Here is a 16299-nt window from a genome sequence, read left to right as displayed (position 1 = left end):
GCCAAGGATTGGGAAACTACCATCGAATCCTCCACGGCATGGATAACGATAGCCTCCATCCGCATGCTCACCCGCAGAACTGCAAGGTATTGCTACGCTTGAGAAACTTCTGAGTCAGGCACTCAGGCGTTGCCGATGGAGAAAGGGAGGCGGCTGATGCAGGGGAGACCATCAGGCTGACGAATAAGCAGGCAGACAATATTCTCACGGCGGCACCTTCGGCACTCAAAACTGACGAAGATGTAGCATGCTGCACAAGATCATCAATGTCACGTCCGGGGCGCTTGATGCCCTTCACGGTTCCTCCAGATGTCGATCAAATGTCAGTGAGATCCTCAGGGTACATCCCACCGCGCTGGCAGAAGAGAGCCCATGTTTCCTTCCCCTGTGCGGTTACGATCATGCGAACCGGTAAATCGACTGCGAGCGCGATAAGGCCGAGGCGGACAAGCGGGCCAATGCTCCTATCGCTGATCACCCTGTCAGGGGTGTACCCTCCTGCCACGAGTGTCCATCCGGGCGTTCCGCGTTCGGTAATAGCCGGAGCGAGATGGCCGTCACGTGGGAGATCGGTATCGCGGCCCAGGGTGTATAGGCAGATACTCCAGAAGGCATCTCGCGGTCGTGGTGGGATCAACGCCCATTCCAGCGGGCCGGCATCATCCTGTTCGGGCGCTTGAACGGCTGCGGCCGGGTCGTCCCGGACTCCATCGCGGTACGCGCGCTCTAGCGCCTGCGCGATGGCGCCAGCAGTGTCGACGGCGATCCCGTACTTCCGATTGTAGCGATCCTTGGCGACAATGCCTCGGGCGATTTCGCGAAACCGCGCCTTGCGCCGGGGATCGGGACGCAGCCGTCCAGACGCCCCGGTCATGTCGTCACCGTGACATCAGGGCTCACGTTACCCCGTGCGCGAGCCACGATCCCGGCGACCGTGTTCTTGCTGAGTCCCAGGTCGCGAGCGATCCAGCGATAGCTCCGCCCCTCAGCGATATGCGCCAACACTTTGGGCGCGAGGCGGTCCGACTTGGGTCGCTCCCCCAGTTGCCGGCCGAGTTTGCGGCCACGTGCCCGCGCTGCAGCAAGGCCAGAGCGGACCCGCTCGCTCAGCATGTCGCGCTCGAACTGGGCTATACCTGCGAGCATCGTCGCCATCATCCGCCCATGCGGCGTATCGACCTCGAACGTCATGCCGCTCATCGCGACCACCGACACGCGCCAGCCCGACAGCCGGTTGAGTGTATCGAGCAGGTCCTGGGTCGAACGCCCCCAGCGACTGAGTTCGGTAACGAGGATCGCATCGATATGGCGTGCCTGCGCCAGCTTCATCACCTCAGCCCGCGCCGAACGGTTGGCCTTCATGCCCGACGCGGTTTCGCGGAAGACCTCGACCACTTCATAGCCGCCACGCTCGGCAAAGCCGGCCAGGTCGCGGAGCTGCCGTTCGCACGACTGGTCGGCTGTCGAAACCCTGGCGTAGATGGCGGCGCGCTGTCCCAATTGAACCCTTCTGGAATTAGGCCTCGAAAAGCCTTGATTTGCGTGGGGTCAGTGTTGTCCAAAACAGACTTCTGTTCAATGGGGACAAGCCGTGCATGCCGAGACGCCATATCCTCAGCGCCCGACAGCGTTCGGCCCTACTCGACCTACCGACTGACGAAGCGGCGCTGCTGCGCCATTATATTCTGGCAGACGATGACCTGATTCATATCGACCGGCGTCGCCGACCGGAGAACCGCATCGGGTTCGCCCTGCAGTTGTGCGCGCTGCGATATCCAGGCCGGACCCTTGCTCCCGGCGAACTGATCCCCCACACCGTATCTGCCTTTCTAGGCGCCCAGCTTGGCATCGCTGGCGAGACGCTCGCGGCCTATGCCGTTCGACGCCAAACCCGCCACCAGCACATGGAGGCGCTGCGCCGTATCTACGGATACAGAATGTTCCCCGGACGGGGACCGTATGCCAGGGCTTTCCGCGACTGGCTTCTCGCCGAAGCCGAGCAGGCACGCTCAAACGACGACCTTGCCCGGCGCTTCATTGCCCGCTGCCGTGGAACCATGACCATCCTGCCGGCGATCACGACAATCGAGCGTTTGTGCGCGGACGCGCTCGTCGCCGCCGAACGTCGGATCGAGAAGCGGATCGCGGCCCGTCTCGATCCCGTCGCCTGTGATGGGCTCGACAGACTGACTACCGAGATGCTGCCGGGGGCGATCAGCCGCTTCATCTGGCTGCGCCGGATTGAGCCGGGCAACAACTCCGCCGCGGCGAACCGGCTGCTCGACCGACTCGAGTTCCTGCGCGCGATGAACCTCAATGATGGTTTACTTGCCGGTGTTCCACCGCATCGCGTCGCCCGGCTACGCCGGCAGGGCGAGCGCTACTTCGCCGATGGCCTGCGCGACCTCGGCGCCGATCGGCGCCGCGCTATCATGGCGGTCTGTGTCATTGAATGGGCCACTGCGATGGCGGATGCGGTGATTGAAACACATGACCGGATCGTTGGCCGCACCTGGCGCGACGCGAAGCAACTGCATGACGCGCGGGTCGTAGAAACCAGAGGCGCTACCACTGCGACTTTGAACGGCTTCACTGCACTCGGTCAATCATTGCTCGAAGCGCATGGCGACGGCGCGTCGCTGGAAGATGCGGTCGCGCGCGGGGCGGGATGGGAACGGCTCACGAGCCTCGTCGCTACGGCCAAGACGTTGACGGACACCTTGGGCGACGATCCGCTGGCCCATGTTGATCAGGGGTATCACCGCTTCCGTCGGTATGCCCCGCGCATGCTGCGATGCCTCGACCTCAAAGCTGCGGCGGTTGCACGGCCTTTGCTGGACGCGGCTACCGTCATCGCTACCAAGGGCGCAGTTCCGGCGGCCGACGATTTCTTGCGCCCAAATTCCAAATGGCGGCGACAATTGCGGGCGAAGGGCGATGATGATGCCCGCCTCCGGGAAGTCGCGGTCATGTTCCACTTGCGCGACGCGCTGCGCTCGGGCGACATATGGCTCGATCGCTCGCATCGGTATGGTGACCTGCGCCACGTCCTCGTGCCGACGGCGGTCGCGCATGCCGCGAAGCTAGCGGTCCCGTCCGACCCGTATGTCTGGCTGGCTGACCGCAAGGTGCGTCTCGCCGATGGCCTTGCCCGGCTCGGTCGCGCCGCGCGCAGCGGTACAATTCCGAAAAGCAGCATCGAGGACGGCACGCTGCGCATTGATCGCCTCACCGCTGACGCGCCGGATGGGATCGAGGATCTGGTGCTCGATTTGTATCGCCGGCTGCCGCCCATCCGCATCACCGATCTCCTGCTCGAAGTCGATACCGCGCTGGGTTTCACCGATGCCTTCACGCATCTGCGCACCGGCGTGCCGTGCGGAGACCGGATCGGCCTGCTCAACGTCCTGCTCGCCGAGGGCCTGAATTTGGGCCTGCGTAAGATGGCAGAGGCTTCCAACACTCACGACTATTGGCAACTCTCCCGTCTCGCTCGCTGGCACGTCGAAAGCGAGGCGATCGACCAGGCGCTGGCCAACGTGGTCGCGGCGCAAGGGGCGCTGCCGATGGCCCAGGTCTGGGGTATGGGCAGATCCGCATCGGCCGATGGCCAGTTCTTCCCCGCCGCACGGCAGGGCGAGGCGATGAATACGATCAACGCCCGCTACGGCAACGATCCCGGCATCAAGGCCTATACCCACGTCAACGACCGCTTCGCGCCGTTTGCATCGCGGACCATTCCAGCCACGGTCAGCGAAGCACCTTATCTACTCGACGGGCTGACGATGAATGAGGCAGGGCGACGGATCGAAGAGCAGTACGCCGACACTGGCGGGTTCACCGATCATCTGTTCGGGATCAGCGCGATGCTCGGCTACCGCCTTGTACTGCGCATCCGCGACCTCCCATCCAAACGACTGTACGTGTTCGACCCTGCCGCGACGCCGAGCGAATTGCGCCCGCTGGTGGGCGGCAAGGCGCGTGAGGCGCTGATCGTTTCCAACTGGCCCGATCTGTTCCGCTGCGCCGCCACCATGAGCGCTGGACAGGTCGCGCCGAGCAGCATCTTGCGCAAGCTCGCCTCCTATCCGCGCCAGAACGATCTTGCCTCCGCGCTGCGCGAGGTGGGCCGGATCGAGCGGACGCTGTTCATCATCGAATGGATACTCGACGTCGGCATGCAGCGCCGTGCACAGGTCGGCCTCAACAAAGGCGAGGCACATCATGCGCTGAAAAATGCCCTGCGCATCGGCCGTCAGGGCGAAATCCGCGACCGCACGACGGAGGGTCAGCATTACCGGATCGCCGGCCTCAACCTGCTCACCGCCATCATCGTCTACTGGAACACCCTGCACCTTGGCCATGCCGTTGAGGCCCGGCGCCGCGAAGGGCTCGATACCCCCGACCATCTTCTCGCCCATATTTCGCCGCTCGGATGGGCACACATCCTCCTCACTGGCGAGTACCTTTGGCCCAAGGACGCCGGCGCTTAGGGTGTCATTCCGCCCTCAGCCGGAACCGACCCCCACTTCTGAGCCCGTAACAAGAATCTGAATCTCGAGATCTCGCCGGTTTCCGGCAAGTTCGAGGCAGCATTCGATATCGCGGCGGGTCGCGCGGGCGAAAAGGCTGACTGCGGCTCCGGTTTCTTCCTGTAGGATCAGTGACGCCGCCTCGTAATCGCTTTGAGACGCTGCGGGAAAACCGGCTTCGATCCTGTCAATGCCCGTTGCGGCAATCTGCTTGAAAAGCATAACTTTCGTATCGACGGACATGGCGTTCATCGGCGCCTGTTCGCCGTCTCGCAAGGTCGTGTCGAATAAGGTGACTTGTCGTACCATTTCTCATTCCTCTCACGTTCACTCAGGCTTTCGAAATCATGCTCGGCGCTCGAAAATGCGGACATGGCATCCGCCCTTTGGGCGAAGCGTTACGAAAGCAAGAACGGCCATTCGACACGTTCGACAAACCGCGCACCTACGGAACTTTAATTTCCCTTGGTCAAGCATCGTCGTCTGTTGTCGCGGATTCTGGTTCTGGACGAAAAGTTTCCCAACCAAAGACCCGTCGAGGCGGGAGCGGCGCCTGTCTGGACGCAGGAGGCAGATAATTGGATTCAATTACGCGCCAGTTGGCAAGGACCTTACTGACGTAATTCCGGGTCTCGACTATGCGCGGGATGCGACGACCCTTTCGGACGCGCCCTGGGCCAGCGTTGTAGGCTGCAAGGGCCAGGTCGACCCGGCCAAATTCGCGCAACTGCCAGCCAAGGTAACGCGCGGTCCCGCGAAGATTACCGCGAAGACTATAACGATCTACGCCGAGTTGCTTCGCAGTGCCGGGCATTAGCTGCCCGAGACCAAAAGCACCTTTAGGGCTGACTGCGACAGGATTGTAGCGACTTTCTTGCATGAGCAAAGCGTCCATTAAAGCGACCGGAATGCCGGCTTCGCAGGCGGCCTCGCGCACGAGGGAATAGAGAAGTTTTCGGCGTCGCTCGGCGTCACGTGCAAGGATGTTAGATGGGAGATAGGGACGCGGCCTACAGCGGCCAAGCAACTCAATCTGATTGTGCCTCATGCTCGCGGACCGAATTGATCTTTCGGGCTGCATCCACGAAGGTACCCGTATGCGATCGTTTGGAGGACTTGATGATGCCGCGCGTGTCCGCAGTTGCAATACAATGTTGGGATTGGGCTCCACAGTATCGACTTTCTTGCCAAAATCCATGCTTATAACGCTGGAAATCTGAGGAGCGTCGCCGCGAGGGAGCGGAGGTTTTGCAAAATCGATCAGTTCGGCTCGACGATGGGACGTCTCATTGGCGCTGACGCTAGTGCAAAGCGCATAGAAGGGTAACCCGCTCGCGAGCATAACCTTGCGTTTCATCGACCTAGCGCCAGAAAACGCTCTTTGATCTGCTTGTTGGTTTCCAATCCTTTGCAGATCGCCTGTTCGGCTTGGTTGATGATCGCTTCAGTTTGCCAACTATTCAATTCTTCGTCGAGCTCATTGTCGGGACGCGAAATGGCCTGGGCTAGGCGAGGTACGAGACGCGAAACGAGTATCGTACCGGGGGAGTAATATGATTCCGCGCAACCCAACACCTCGAGAGCGATCTGGGCTCGTAGCCGGTCGATCCGCAATGCATCACTGATCGCCAGCAATCGATCGTAGCTGGGCGTGCCACCGCGCGCCAAAAAATGATCGATCGTCCCAGGGCTTAATCTGGCGGTACTGGCGACCTGCCTGATCGATAAGCCCGTCCGTGATTGCTGCTCCTGACATAGAGACCGGTAGAGATTTGACACTGACATTCTGCGCCCCGAAGAAATGAATAAATTCCATGATATGAACTAATTCGTTCCTATGCAGGCGAGCGGCAGAGCGCTCCAATGTCAAGCAGAGAAGGCCTCAATTCTGGCTTGAATATTATGCCCCAGTGATGATGTAGAATGCGAGCCGGTGTAGCTGGATATTGGTAACGCGGGTTCCCGACGATTCAGAGAGGCGCCACCGGACCCTCCTAAGACGATCGTTGACCCATTTATCTACCCCGATGTTGATTGGGATATCACCACAAACCAGGTCCGTTCTCGCAAAATAGAGCAGGTCCTTCGGGGTGAGTTTTCCCAATTCACCGAGCTTTTTCTCGGCCACGTGCGCTAGCAGGCTTGGCAGGGAGTAGGCCCGTCGTTCGCATATGGATAATTCGCATATCGCGCGACACTGTATCTCCCAGAACGCCTCGCTAGCCCTGTAGCGCAGGGTCACTGTTTGTGTCTTTGGCATTCCATAAGCTTTCGATGGCCTCGTAACTATGCACTTCGATCTTCACACACAGTCTTCGAGTCCAAAGTGCCTGAAATTTTCGTTGCCGCGAGCAGAAACTTCATCCGAGTAACGAATTTCATGGTCAAACTGACGAAAAATTCATTCGCAATCTTTCAAAATATTGAGGCAAAAATGCCCATTCTGATGAAATTGGGTAATAATCGGTCTGCATTGGCTTGACCAGCATTTGCCACGGTTTCCCCTTCTGACCGGCGCCCGTTCGGGGCGTCGTTCACAAGATGGGAAAAGAATCATGCAAACCATGTCACTGATGAGAGACCGGGAGGGGGCGTCCGGTCGCGATCACCTTCCGCTTCTTGCCGCGGTAACGTTCCTTGCGTTCGTGTTGCTCGCAGGGCCGGCGTTCGCCGGCACTGATACGACCTTCGACACCGCGTTTAACAAATTCACCGCGTTTCTCGAAGGCTCGGGCGGCAAGATCATCACGATCATCTCGCTGGCGCTCGGCCTCGCCGGCATGGCCTCGGGCCGCTTCAGCCTCGGTCAGATCGCTCTTCCCGTCGGTGTCGGCATCGGTGTCGGCACGGGCGTTCCGATCGTCACCTCGGCTGTGACGGCAATCATCTGATGTGGGCGTCCGGGAAGTGCGCCAAGCGCGCGTAACCGGGCAAATGGGGCGGGGCGGTTATGGATCGCTATGTGATTCCCGGGAAGCTGGATGAACCCGAACGGATCGGGCTCTGGACCATGGACGAGTTCGTCGCGATGGCCGGGCCCTTTTTTATCGGGATCCTCGTACAGCATATCATCTGGGGCATATGTTTCGGAATTCTGGGTTGGTGGGTCTTGCGAAAGGCAAAGGCAGGCCGCGCTGGCTCGTGGCTCCTCCATATGGCCTATTGGTATCTTCCCGGCGGTGTCATGGGCATCCGGGCCGTCCCGCCTTCATATCTTCGATTGATGGCGGGGTAAGCGATGGAAGCGGGATTTAGCCAGGCGCAGGCGCAGCGCGTTCTCAAACAGCGCAATATGCTCGTGATGGCGAGTGCGGGCCTTGCGATCGTCACCATCTTCTCTCTGATTGCGGCCTCCGAGCGTGATCGGGAGATTGTTCTGCAGCCGGTCCTGACGCGGCAGCTCGAGCTCAGCAGCGCGGGGGTCAGCAGAGAGTATCTGGAGCTCGTCACGCGTGACGCTGCCGTGATGATGCTCAATCGTAGTCCGCAGAACCTCGACTACTGGATGGATTCGGTCCTCAAGATCGTTCATCCCTCCGCCTACGGTCGGATCAAGGGCGATTTGCTCAAGATCGTCAACGACCAGCGCGGCTCTAGTGTGTCGCAATATTTCACGATGGAATCGATGCGGGTGGATCCGCAGAGCCTGATGTCGGAAACGACGGGCACGCTCCACACTATGGTCGGCCGTCAAGAGGTTGGCGCGGTCAAGCGCACCTTCCGTTTCGACTGGAATTACACGGGCGTCGAGCTCCGATTGATCGGCTTCGGCATCGTGGTCCCGAACAAGCCGGGTGAAGACGCGCCCATTGGCGCCACCGAACCCGCTTCCCAATGATGGAGATGCTCATGCCTTTGGCACTCGGCACTGGCGGCGTGCTCTTTACGTCGCGCCCAATGGATCGGCTTCAGCGCGTTCTCGGCGTGACGATGATTGGCGCGGCGGTCTTAATCGCGCAGAGCGCGCGCGCGGACGAAACCGTTATGGTTGAGGATAATTCGCGCGTGGCGTGCGTTGCGTCGGAAAAGGATCTGACGCGCATTAGCTTGATCGGCGACGAGTTCGCGAGCGTGTCCAAGGTTCAACCGACGAACCCGCTTGACGATTTTTCGGTCGTCAACGAGCCGACCCGCGGCGACATCTATTTATCGGTGCCGGAGGGCTTTCGCCTGAAAGTCCTATCGTTCTTCGGAACGACGAAGAAAGGCTATGTCTACAAGTTCGGCTGCCGGATCGAGGCGATCGAGGCGCAGCAGATATTCGTGTCGAACCCGCTCGCCTTGGCAAAGGCTGATGCGGTCACGGAATCCGAAGAAGATGCACCCGACGCGGACGAGACGGCAGTGCGCCTCATCCAGGCGATGGCGTCGCAGGAAATCGTTCCGGGCTATCGTATGCGGCGCTCCGCACTCGTCCCGGTACAGGCCGGTGACCTCACCGTGCAGCTCGTCGCCGAATATGAGGGCCTCGATGTCGTCGGTCGTGTGGTCCGGATCGAGAATAGCTCGGCCGCTCCCGTCGAAATCACTGAGGGGCGGATAGCCCCCGTCGACGCGATCGCGGTGTCGATCGCCAACCCCAAGCTGGCGCCGCGACAGGCGACGTCGGCTTACGTCGTCACCCGGAAGCAAGGGAGCTAATCATGGCAGGTCTGGGGTCATTCCTGAAACGCGGTTCGCCGCGCGGTGAGGCGGCCGCAGCGCCGGCAGTTCCCGAAGGCGCAAGCCTGTCGGTCAACGAGGGCGTCGAAAAGCGCCAACGGATGCTGTTGTTCGGTGTGGGCGGTCTCCTCCTGACCGCCGCAGTCTACTGGTTGTTCTTCACCGGCAACACGGACGAGGGTCCGAATGCGCCGGGCAAGGATCTGGCATCGGAGAATATCAGGGTCTCGACTGACGATCTGGCGGCGCGCAACCTTTCCGAAAAGGAATGGCTGTCGATGTCGGAGAACCGGCTGAACAGCCAGGATTACCAGCTTCGCCGCATGCAAGGGCAGGGCGATCAGCTCGAGCAGATGCAGGCACAGATTGACGCGCTGCGCTCTGAAAATTCCAACATGGCATCGGAAGGCACGCGGGTCCTTTCGGCCTATGACGATGAAAATCGCCAGCTCAAGGAACAGCTCGCAGCGGCGCAAGCGTCGTCGCGGCCCTCCGCTGGCCCGACGGCGCTCTATGGTGCCGGTGGTCCTGCAGCCTATGATGCAGCCGGCGGCGGCGCGATCGCGGCGGGGCAAGCGCGGCGCGAGCTCAAGGTCATCAGTTTCGCGGCAACGCCGGCATCGACCGGCGGCGGCAGCAAATCTGCGCCGACGGGTAATCTCTTCGCATCCGACAGCCCCAATTATCTCCCGGCGAACAGCTACGCCAAGGCCCGGGTGATCGTCGGGGTCGACGCAGCGTCGAACGTTCAGTCACAGTCGGATCCGCTTCCCGTCGTTCTCCGTATCGTCGGGCCCGCGCGGTCGGTGGCGCAGAACGGCAAGGTGCTCACGACGCGCATCGATGGGTGCCTGGTCAATGGCGCAGCGCGCGGCGATCTCTCATCCGAGAAAGTCTATGTGAAGCTCGCCAAGATGACCTGCCCGCAACCGGGTGGCCGCTATGCCGAAAGCGAGGTCAAGGGCTTCATCGCGTTCGGCGGCAAGACCGGAGTCCGTGGCCGCGTGGTCAGCCGCGAAGGCAGTTTGACCATGCAGGCCTTCTTCGCCGGTCTCGTCGGCGGGATCGGCCGCGGCTTCTCGGCGAACTCGAACAGCTTCCTCTCCGGGACGACGACGGTCGTCAACGGAGAGCGCCAGAAATTGTCGACCGGCGATATCGCCAAGGGCGGGATCGGCGAAGGCGTGAGCCAGGCCGGCGACATGCTCTCCCAATATCTGATCGAGCGCGCTGAGCAATATCAGCCCGTCATCGAGATGCCGACCGGCGTCGAAGTCGAGATCGTGTTTCTCGACGGCGCCTTCATTCGCAATTGAGGAAAGGGCTGAACATGAAGCTCAAAATTGGTTTGGTCGCCGCATTGCTCCTCGGAGGCGCCGCGACCGCAGTCTATGCCGCTGATCGGCTTGAGCCGACGCGCGTTTCGGCGCTCCTCAAGACCCGCCTCCCGAAGACGCAGGTCTCGGCCATCGACTGCGACAAGGTTGAGGGGCTCTGCGAGGTCGTTGCCGGCAAGACATTGTTCTACGTCGACGGGACCGCACGGTATCTGATCGTCGGCCGCGTCTACGACATGGAATCGCGTCAGGATCTGACGGCGGCAAAGCTGCTCGAGATGAATCCGGACATGCTGCTCGGTGGCGCGGCGAAAGCCGGTCTCGAGGAGGAAAGCGAAACGCCGGTTCCACAGATGGCGGCCGCGGGTCCGGCTGGACGGGCGGCGGCGCCGCCCGCTGCCGCGCAGAAGGTCGACCTTTCCAAGCTTCCCGCGACTGGCGCGATCGTCTGGGGCAATCCGTCGGGCACTCCGGTCACCATCTTCACCGATCTTCATTGCGGCTTCTGCCGCGCGCTCGCGGGCGAGCTCGAGCAAATGCACGTCCGCGTAATCGAGCGGCCGATTTCGACGCTTGGGACGCGCGATCTCTCCAACCGTGTCTATTGCGCCAAGGACAAGCTGCGGGCGCTGAGAGCGGCCTATGCCGGCGCCGACGTGGCCCCCGCAAGCTGTGACACCAGCGGCCTCGACGCGAACGAGAATTTTGCTCGCTCGCATGGATTCAGCGGCACGCCAGTTCTCGTCCGGTCTGACGGAACCGTTCTCGAAGGCTATCGCCCGCGCGCGGTACTGGAGTCCTGGCTGAAGGGCGCAAAGTGATGCGCCCGCGCGATCTCCCGGAAGCCCTGTTGCTGACGCTGTGCATGGCGGGTCTTGCCGGCGCGGGGTTCACGGCTGACGCCGGTTTGGCCGAATTCGGCGGCGGGGGGCGCTACGCGCTTCTGTTCGGCTTCATTCGCGCGGTCGCGGTGTGCGGCGCGCTCATGGTTGTGCTCGCAACGGGCGGCTCGGCGATCGCCAATTTACTTGCCAAACGCCGTCGCCGCGTGGCCGCCGTTCGTCTTTGGAGGATCTGAGACTATGCGTCGCTTTGGTCTGCTTGCCGGTGCTTGCCTTATCTCCCTCAGCGGCTGTGCGTCGCTGGGCGGCAACGTCAAAGGCAATTTCATTTGCCGTGCGCCCGACGGGATCTGTTCGCCGACATCGAATATCGATGACCAGGCGATCGCGTCGATGACCGGCGGCGTGGCTTCTGGTGCGGTTGCCGGCGCAGTAACCGCGAATCCCGCTGCGCAGCGTTTGGCTGGTTCGCTGAAGGTCGTTCTGCCGGCACGAACGGACCGTTTCGGTCGCTGGCGCGACGAGACGGTCGTCTACATCGAACCGCAGCTTGCCGGCGGGGCAAGCGACGATCGTCAATTGGCGGCGTCGGTTTCCTCGGTCCCGGCGCGCTTGTCGCTCGTCGAGCTTGCGGCGGGCGCGCCGGCTCTCGCCGAGATTGCGAGCGCGGCAGTTCCGACGTCGGGCAAGCCTGTATCGGGCGAGAATTTCCGGGCCGAAGTCGAGCGCCGGCTGGCCGCAGGCCGCAAGGGTCCCGAACCGGTGGCGGTGCCGCCCTCCGATAGCGAAGGCGCGGCGGCCGCGGCCGACCAAGCGGTTGTGTCGGCGCCGGCACTTGCTGCCCAACCTGCGCCGGATGGCCGGTAATGGCGGGCTGGTTCAATAAGCTGCTCGGTGACCTGCTCGGCGGGCCGCGCAAGGTCGACAAGGCCGTTCCGTCGACGTCGATCCCGATGTTTGCCGATTGGCTGCCCTATCGGAGCTTCGATCAGAAGAACGGGCTCTATTACAATAGCGCGTCGCGCGGGTGGATCCTCGAAGTCTCGCCGCTGGTCGGCGCCGACGACAGGACGAGCGAAATCATTTCCCAGTTTTTGTCCGAAGGCATCCCCGACAAGACATCGATCCAGATTCTTCAGTGGATGAGTCCGCGTATCGCGGAACGGATGGTCCAATGGTTCATCCCGCGCCAAATGGCGAAGGGCGTCTATGAACGGATCGCGCAGCACCGCGCTGATTATCTTGAGGGCGGCGTTTGGTCGAGCCTGTCGGCCGATGCACCATTCCATCTGCGTTCGCACCGGGTCTTCATTTCACTTGGCGTGCCGGAGGGCGCAAAGGTCAGCGACGAGGAACTGATCACGCTTCGGGAATCGATGGCGTCGATGCTTCGCTCGATCGACGTCGAGGCGCAGATTCTCGATCCCGTCGGGCTTCTCAAGCTCGTTGACGATTTAACCTCGCCGACCACGGTGTCGGGTGAGGATGTCGTCGATTACAACCGCTTCGATCCGATTGCGGACCAAGCCGTGCGCCGTGATATGGAGATCGTCACCGATCCCAACCGCATCCTGATCCGAACCGAACGTTTTCGCGCACTCGGAGCGCTTCAGGACGGCGTGCCGGACATCGGCGAGATCGTGCCGGACCGCTTCGATATTCGCTGCTACGCGATCCGCAACCTTCCACCGCGTTGGGCACCGTGGGATACGGTCAAGCTTATCGGCGATCCCTATTTCGACAAGCTCCGGATGCCCTGTCCGGTGGCGACGATGCTCACCATCACCTATCCCGACGAACAGGCGGCGACCTCGCGCGCGGCCTTCAAGTTCATGCGGACGACCAGCCTCGCGAATTCGCAGAGCGCGAAGTTCACGCCGCAAATTCGCGACCAGTCGCGCGAGTGGGAATATGTCCAGGACCAGCTTCGGCAGGGGCAGAAGCTCGTACGCGTCTTCTACAGCGTGATGAGCGTCTCGCCCTACGGCGAGGGCGATCGGCACGAACGCAATCTCAAGGCTGTCTACAAGGCGGCGGGTTGGGAGCTTCAGGACGAACGCTATCTGCAGATGGCGGGGCTGATCTCGGTCATGCCGCTGACGATGGCCAACGGCCTCGCGAAAGACTTCGAGCGGCTGAAACGCTTCCGCACGATGCTGACCACAACGGTTGCCAACATCGCGCCGTTGCAGGGCGAATATAATGGCGGGCCGATCCCGCATTTGCTGCTTCTCGGTCGCCGCGGGCAGCCCTTCTTCTGGTCGCCGTTCGAGAACAGCGCCGGCAACCACAATGTCGCTGTCTTCGGCAAATCCGGATCGGGCAAGTCGGTGGCCCTGCAGGAAATCACCTCGGCGCTGGTCGGCGCCGGCGCGAAGGTCATCGTGATCGATGACGGCCGCAGCTTCGAGCATAGCTGCAAGCTGCAGGGCGGGTCATTTGTCGAGTTCACGATGAGCTCAGGCTTCTGCCTCAACCCCTTCTCGATGATCGACGCCGCCGAAGCGGAGCGTGACGAAGATTACCGGCTCGATTGCATCGCCATGTTGAAGGCGATCATCGGTCAGATGGGTCGCCATATCGACCGTCTCAACGATACCGAGCGCGGCCTGATCGACGCGGCGGTGAACGCCGAATGGGAAAAGAATGGCACGCAAGGTTCTATCGACGGCGTGATCGAGGCGCTGAACGCGAGGCAGCATGTTCAGGGCGAAGAGCTTGCGATCGCGATGCGGCCGTTCTCGAGCTCCGGCACCTATGGTCGTTTCTTCACGGGCCAGTCCACGCTGAAGATCGGGGCCGATCTGACCGTGTTCGAACTGTCCGATCTGTCAGCGCGCGAAGAGCTGCGATCCGTCGTCCTGACGGCCATCATGTTCCTTTCGAGCCAGGCGATGCGGAAAGATCGGAGCACCCGGAAGGCGCTGCTGCTTGATGAGGCGTGGCAGCTTCTCAAGGGCGGGTCGATGGCCGACTTCGTTGAGACATACGCCCGCACTTGCCGCAAATATGGGGCGTCGCTCATTACGGCGACCCAATCGCTCAACGACTATTACAAGTCCGAAGGGTCGATTGCCGCGCTCGAGAACAGCGACTGGTTCGTGATTCTCCAGCAAAAACCGGAGACGATCGCGGACTTCAAGAAGCTCGATCGCTTCGACATGAATGATGCGGTCGAATCGATGATGCGGTCGCTCAAGCGGAACGGCACCGAATATTCGGACATGCTCATCAAGGGGCCCGAGATGCTCGCGATGGGTCGTCTGGTGCTCGATCCCTATTCGGCCACGCTCTATTCCTCGAGCCCGCAAGTCTTTGCCGCAATCGATGCGAAAACAGCCGCTGGCATGAGCATGGCTGAGGCGATCGAAGATGTGGCCTTCCCGGGTGCGGCCAAGGAGCGCCGGGACCGCGGCGCCGATTATGCGGAAGCTGCAGAATGACGGCGTTGGCAACCTCGCGGAAGCAGCCACCCGCCATCGCGCCTCGGGGGCTGCTTCAGGACATCGCCTTCTCGTTCGTGTCGGTCAGTTGCTGGCTTGCGATCAATTGTCTCGCCGCTGCAGGGGTGATGCTCGGCTTCTTCGCCTTGATGGCAAATCTCAGCGTGGATCAGTTCTTCGCCGAAACGGCCAATCTGTCGAATCACTATCTCGCGGCCGACGGCGCGCGCCGTTCCGAGTTCGCTGAGATCCTTTTGTATCTCTTCGGCGGCCTCGTCCTGTTCTTCTGCATCACGCGCCGTGCTGCGCTGCTGGCGAACGCCTCAACACCCAAGGGGGACATGTCCAATGACTGAGCAACTGGCTTTGACCATCGGCGGGGAACCGCTTGTTCCTCCGACCGAGGCCGCGGCGGCGCCCACTTCCCGCCGCCGCGGTTTCGCCGGCTTCTCCTGGGGCCAGATAGCCGGAGGCGCGGCCCTTGTCGCGGCACTCGTCTGGGGCGGATGGGCCACTCGCGAGCTGATGATACTCAAGGAACGGCGGATCGTTTCGATTAGCCTCGCCGGTATGGCAAATGACTTCATCATGGCCGAAGCCCGATCGGGCGCGAGCCCCGAACAGGTCGATTCCGATACGCGCCATTTTATGGCCGCCATGCAGCGGACCCTTCAGGAGCGCGCGGCCGCGGGCGAGACGATCGTTGTGAGCGAGGCGGTCGTGGCGGCCTCGATGCCCGACATCACGCCGGAGATTCGGGCGGCTGTCGGCGAGTTCATCAAGCGCAACCCGCCGCCGCGCGTGGCGGCCGCCGCTCCTGCGCCGGCACAGGCGATGCCCGGGATTATGCCCACGGCTCCGATGCAGGCGCCGCCAGCGGCGAATCCGGTGTTCGGCGGCGGCGGTCTGCTTCCCGGCGGCGGGCAGTGAGATCATGGGACGCATTCGCTCGCCCTTGCTGCGAAATTCGCTGATCGCGGTCGGCCTGGTTGCGGCGACCAGCGCGTGGTTGTCGCTCGACACCTACGCGCAGCGGCATGGGTTCTTCATCAATCGCTCGCCCTCGCTGCCCAACTGGGCTTATTATTTCGAGCGCGGAAAGGCCGTGAAGCGCGGCGAAGTTGCGTTTTTCGCACCACCGTCAAATGCCCTCGTCCACGCCCATTTTGGCGCGGAGCCTCCGGTGTTCGGCAAGATCGTCTATGGCTTGCCGGGAGACATCGTGTCGCATCGCGGTGCCGACGTGATTGTGAGCTGGGCCGCGGGTGCTGATAACGAAGCGCCGTCGGAGCAGCTCGTAGCCAAGCTCAAGCCGCTGTCGTCCACGGGCGAAGCATTGGAGCCGGGGCCGACCGGCGTCATACCCAATGGCTGCTATTATATGGGCAGTCCGCATCCTGACGGGTTCGACAGCCGCTATGCAGCCATTGGATTCGTCTGCACCAAGCAGATTGTCGGCGTATCGAAGTGGTCGCTGCTGTGA

General features: G+C 61.8%; 17 protein-coding genes and 1 pseudogene. 14 read left to right on the top strand and 4 right to left on the bottom strand.

Annotated features, from left to right (window positions below; all coding sequences use genetic code 11):
* Positions 1–102 (top strand): annotated as a pseudogene (locus tag FG91_RS21890) (IS5/IS1182 family transposase); the annotation flags it as partial.
* Positions 103–870: 768 nt separating this feature from the next.
* Here FG91_RS21890 and FG91_RS19170 read toward each other — a convergent pair.
* Positions 871–1500: a recombinase family protein gene (locus FG91_RS19170; RefSeq protein WP_004213007.1), complete on the bottom strand. Its 630-nt coding sequence runs from the start codon at positions 1498–1500 to the stop codon at positions 871–873.
* A 95-nt stretch (positions 1501–1595) separates the two neighbouring features.
* Here FG91_RS19170 and FG91_RS19165 point away from each other — a divergent pair, with 95 nt between their 5' ends.
* Positions 1596–4493: a Tn3 family transposase gene (locus tag FG91_RS19165; protein ID WP_037518315.1), complete on the top strand. Its 2898-nt coding sequence runs from the start codon at positions 1596–1598 to the stop codon at positions 4491–4493.
* A 15-nt stretch (positions 4494–4508) separates the two neighbouring features.
* Here FG91_RS19165 and FG91_RS19160 read toward each other — a convergent pair whose 3' ends face one another.
* From FG91_RS19160 to FG91_RS19150, 3 genes are all read right to left on the bottom strand, one after another.
* Positions 4509–4841 carry a hypothetical protein gene (locus tag FG91_RS19160; RefSeq protein ID WP_037518314.1) on the bottom strand — a complete coding sequence of 111 codons (333 nt, stop codon included), beginning with the start codon at positions 4839–4841 and terminating at the stop codon, positions 4509–4511.
* Positions 4842–5001: 160 nt separating this feature from the next.
* Complete coding sequence (locus FG91_RS22435) at positions 5002–5580, bottom strand: lytic transglycosylase domain-containing protein (protein ID WP_268746391.1); 579 nt, start codon at positions 5578–5580, stop codon at positions 5002–5004.
* Positions 5581–5885: 305 nt separating this feature from the next.
* Positions 5886–6317: a hypothetical protein gene (locus tag FG91_RS19150; protein WP_152568185.1), complete on the bottom strand. Its 432-nt coding sequence runs from the start codon at positions 6315–6317 to the stop codon at positions 5886–5888.
* A gap of 788 nt (positions 6318–7105) precedes the next feature.
* On the opposite strand from FG91_RS19150, the gene FG91_RS19140 reads away from it, so the two are divergent.
* The 12 genes from FG91_RS19140 to FG91_RS19085 are packed head-to-tail and all read left to right on the top strand — an operon-like array spanning position 7106 to position 16299.
* Positions 7106–7423 (top strand): TrbC/VirB2 family protein, encoded by a 318-nt coding sequence (locus FG91_RS19140; RefSeq protein ID WP_409581493.1) that lies wholly within the window; start codon positions 7106–7108, stop codon positions 7421–7423.
* 59 nt (positions 7424–7482) lie between these two features.
* Positions 7483–7767, top strand: coding sequence for a type IV conjugative transfer system protein TraL (gene traL / locus FG91_RS19135; protein ID WP_037518303.1), 285 nt, complete (start codon positions 7483–7485; stop codon positions 7765–7767).
* A 3-nt stretch (positions 7768–7770) separates the two neighbouring features.
* On the top strand, positions 7771–8370 hold the full coding sequence (locus tag FG91_RS19130) for a type IV conjugative transfer system protein TraE (RefSeq protein WP_052187922.1): 600 nt from the start codon (positions 7771–7773) through the stop codon (positions 8368–8370).
* Positions 8371–8381: 11 nt separating this feature from the next.
* Positions 8382–9173, top strand: a complete 792-nt coding sequence (locus FG91_RS19125) for a type-F conjugative transfer system secretin TraK (protein ID WP_235212103.1) — start codon at positions 8382–8384, stop codon at positions 9171–9173.
* 2 nt (positions 9174–9175) lie between these two features.
* A complete protein-coding gene (locus FG91_RS19120) occupies positions 9176–10510 on the top strand; it encodes a TraB/VirB10 family protein (RefSeq protein ID WP_037518300.1) in 1335 nt (444 codons plus the stop codon).
* A gap of 14 nt (positions 10511–10524) precedes the next feature.
* Entirely contained in the window at positions 10525–11352 is an 828-nt protein-coding gene (locus FG91_RS19115) for a DsbC family protein (RefSeq protein WP_037518297.1), read from the top strand.
* Positions 11352–11609, top strand: a complete 258-nt coding sequence (locus FG91_RS19110) for a hypothetical protein (protein WP_037518294.1) — start codon at positions 11352–11354, stop codon at positions 11607–11609. The genes FG91_RS19115 and FG91_RS19110 overlap by 1 nt, the downstream gene beginning before the upstream one ends.
* Positions 11610–11613: 4 nt before the next feature.
* Positions 11614–12240, top strand: a complete 627-nt coding sequence (locus tag FG91_RS21165; protein ID WP_052187917.1) for a hypothetical protein — start codon at positions 11614–11616, stop codon at positions 12238–12240.
* Positions 12240–14816, top strand: a complete 2577-nt coding sequence (gene traC / locus FG91_RS19100; RefSeq protein WP_037518292.1) for a type IV secretion system protein TraC — start codon at positions 12240–12242, stop codon at positions 14814–14816. Before FG91_RS21165 ends, traC begins: the two co-directional genes overlap by 1 nt.
* Positions 14813–15172 carry a hypothetical protein gene (locus FG91_RS19095; protein WP_037518290.1) on the top strand — a complete coding sequence of 120 codons (360 nt, stop codon included), beginning with the start codon at positions 14813–14815 and terminating at the stop codon, positions 15170–15172. The genes traC and FG91_RS19095 overlap by 4 nt, the downstream gene beginning before the upstream one ends.
* Positions 15165–15746 carry a TrbI F-type domain-containing protein gene (locus tag FG91_RS21160; protein ID WP_081940685.1) on the top strand — a complete coding sequence of 194 codons (582 nt, stop codon included), beginning with the start codon at positions 15165–15167 and terminating at the stop codon, positions 15744–15746. The genes FG91_RS19095 and FG91_RS21160 overlap by 8 nt, the downstream gene beginning before the upstream one ends.
* A gap of 4 nt (positions 15747–15750) precedes the next feature.
* Positions 15751–16299, top strand: coding sequence for a S26 family signal peptidase (locus FG91_RS19085; protein WP_081940684.1), 549 nt, complete (start codon positions 15751–15753; stop codon positions 16297–16299).

Origin of the sequence: Sphingopyxis sp. LC81, from assembly GCF_000756375.1 — a bacterium.
Taxonomy (GTDB): domain Bacteria; phylum Pseudomonadota; class Alphaproteobacteria; order Sphingomonadales; family Sphingomonadaceae; genus Sphingopyxis.
Note: the sequence above shows the minus strand (reverse complement) of the source record. Positions and strands in the feature narration are given on the sequence as shown.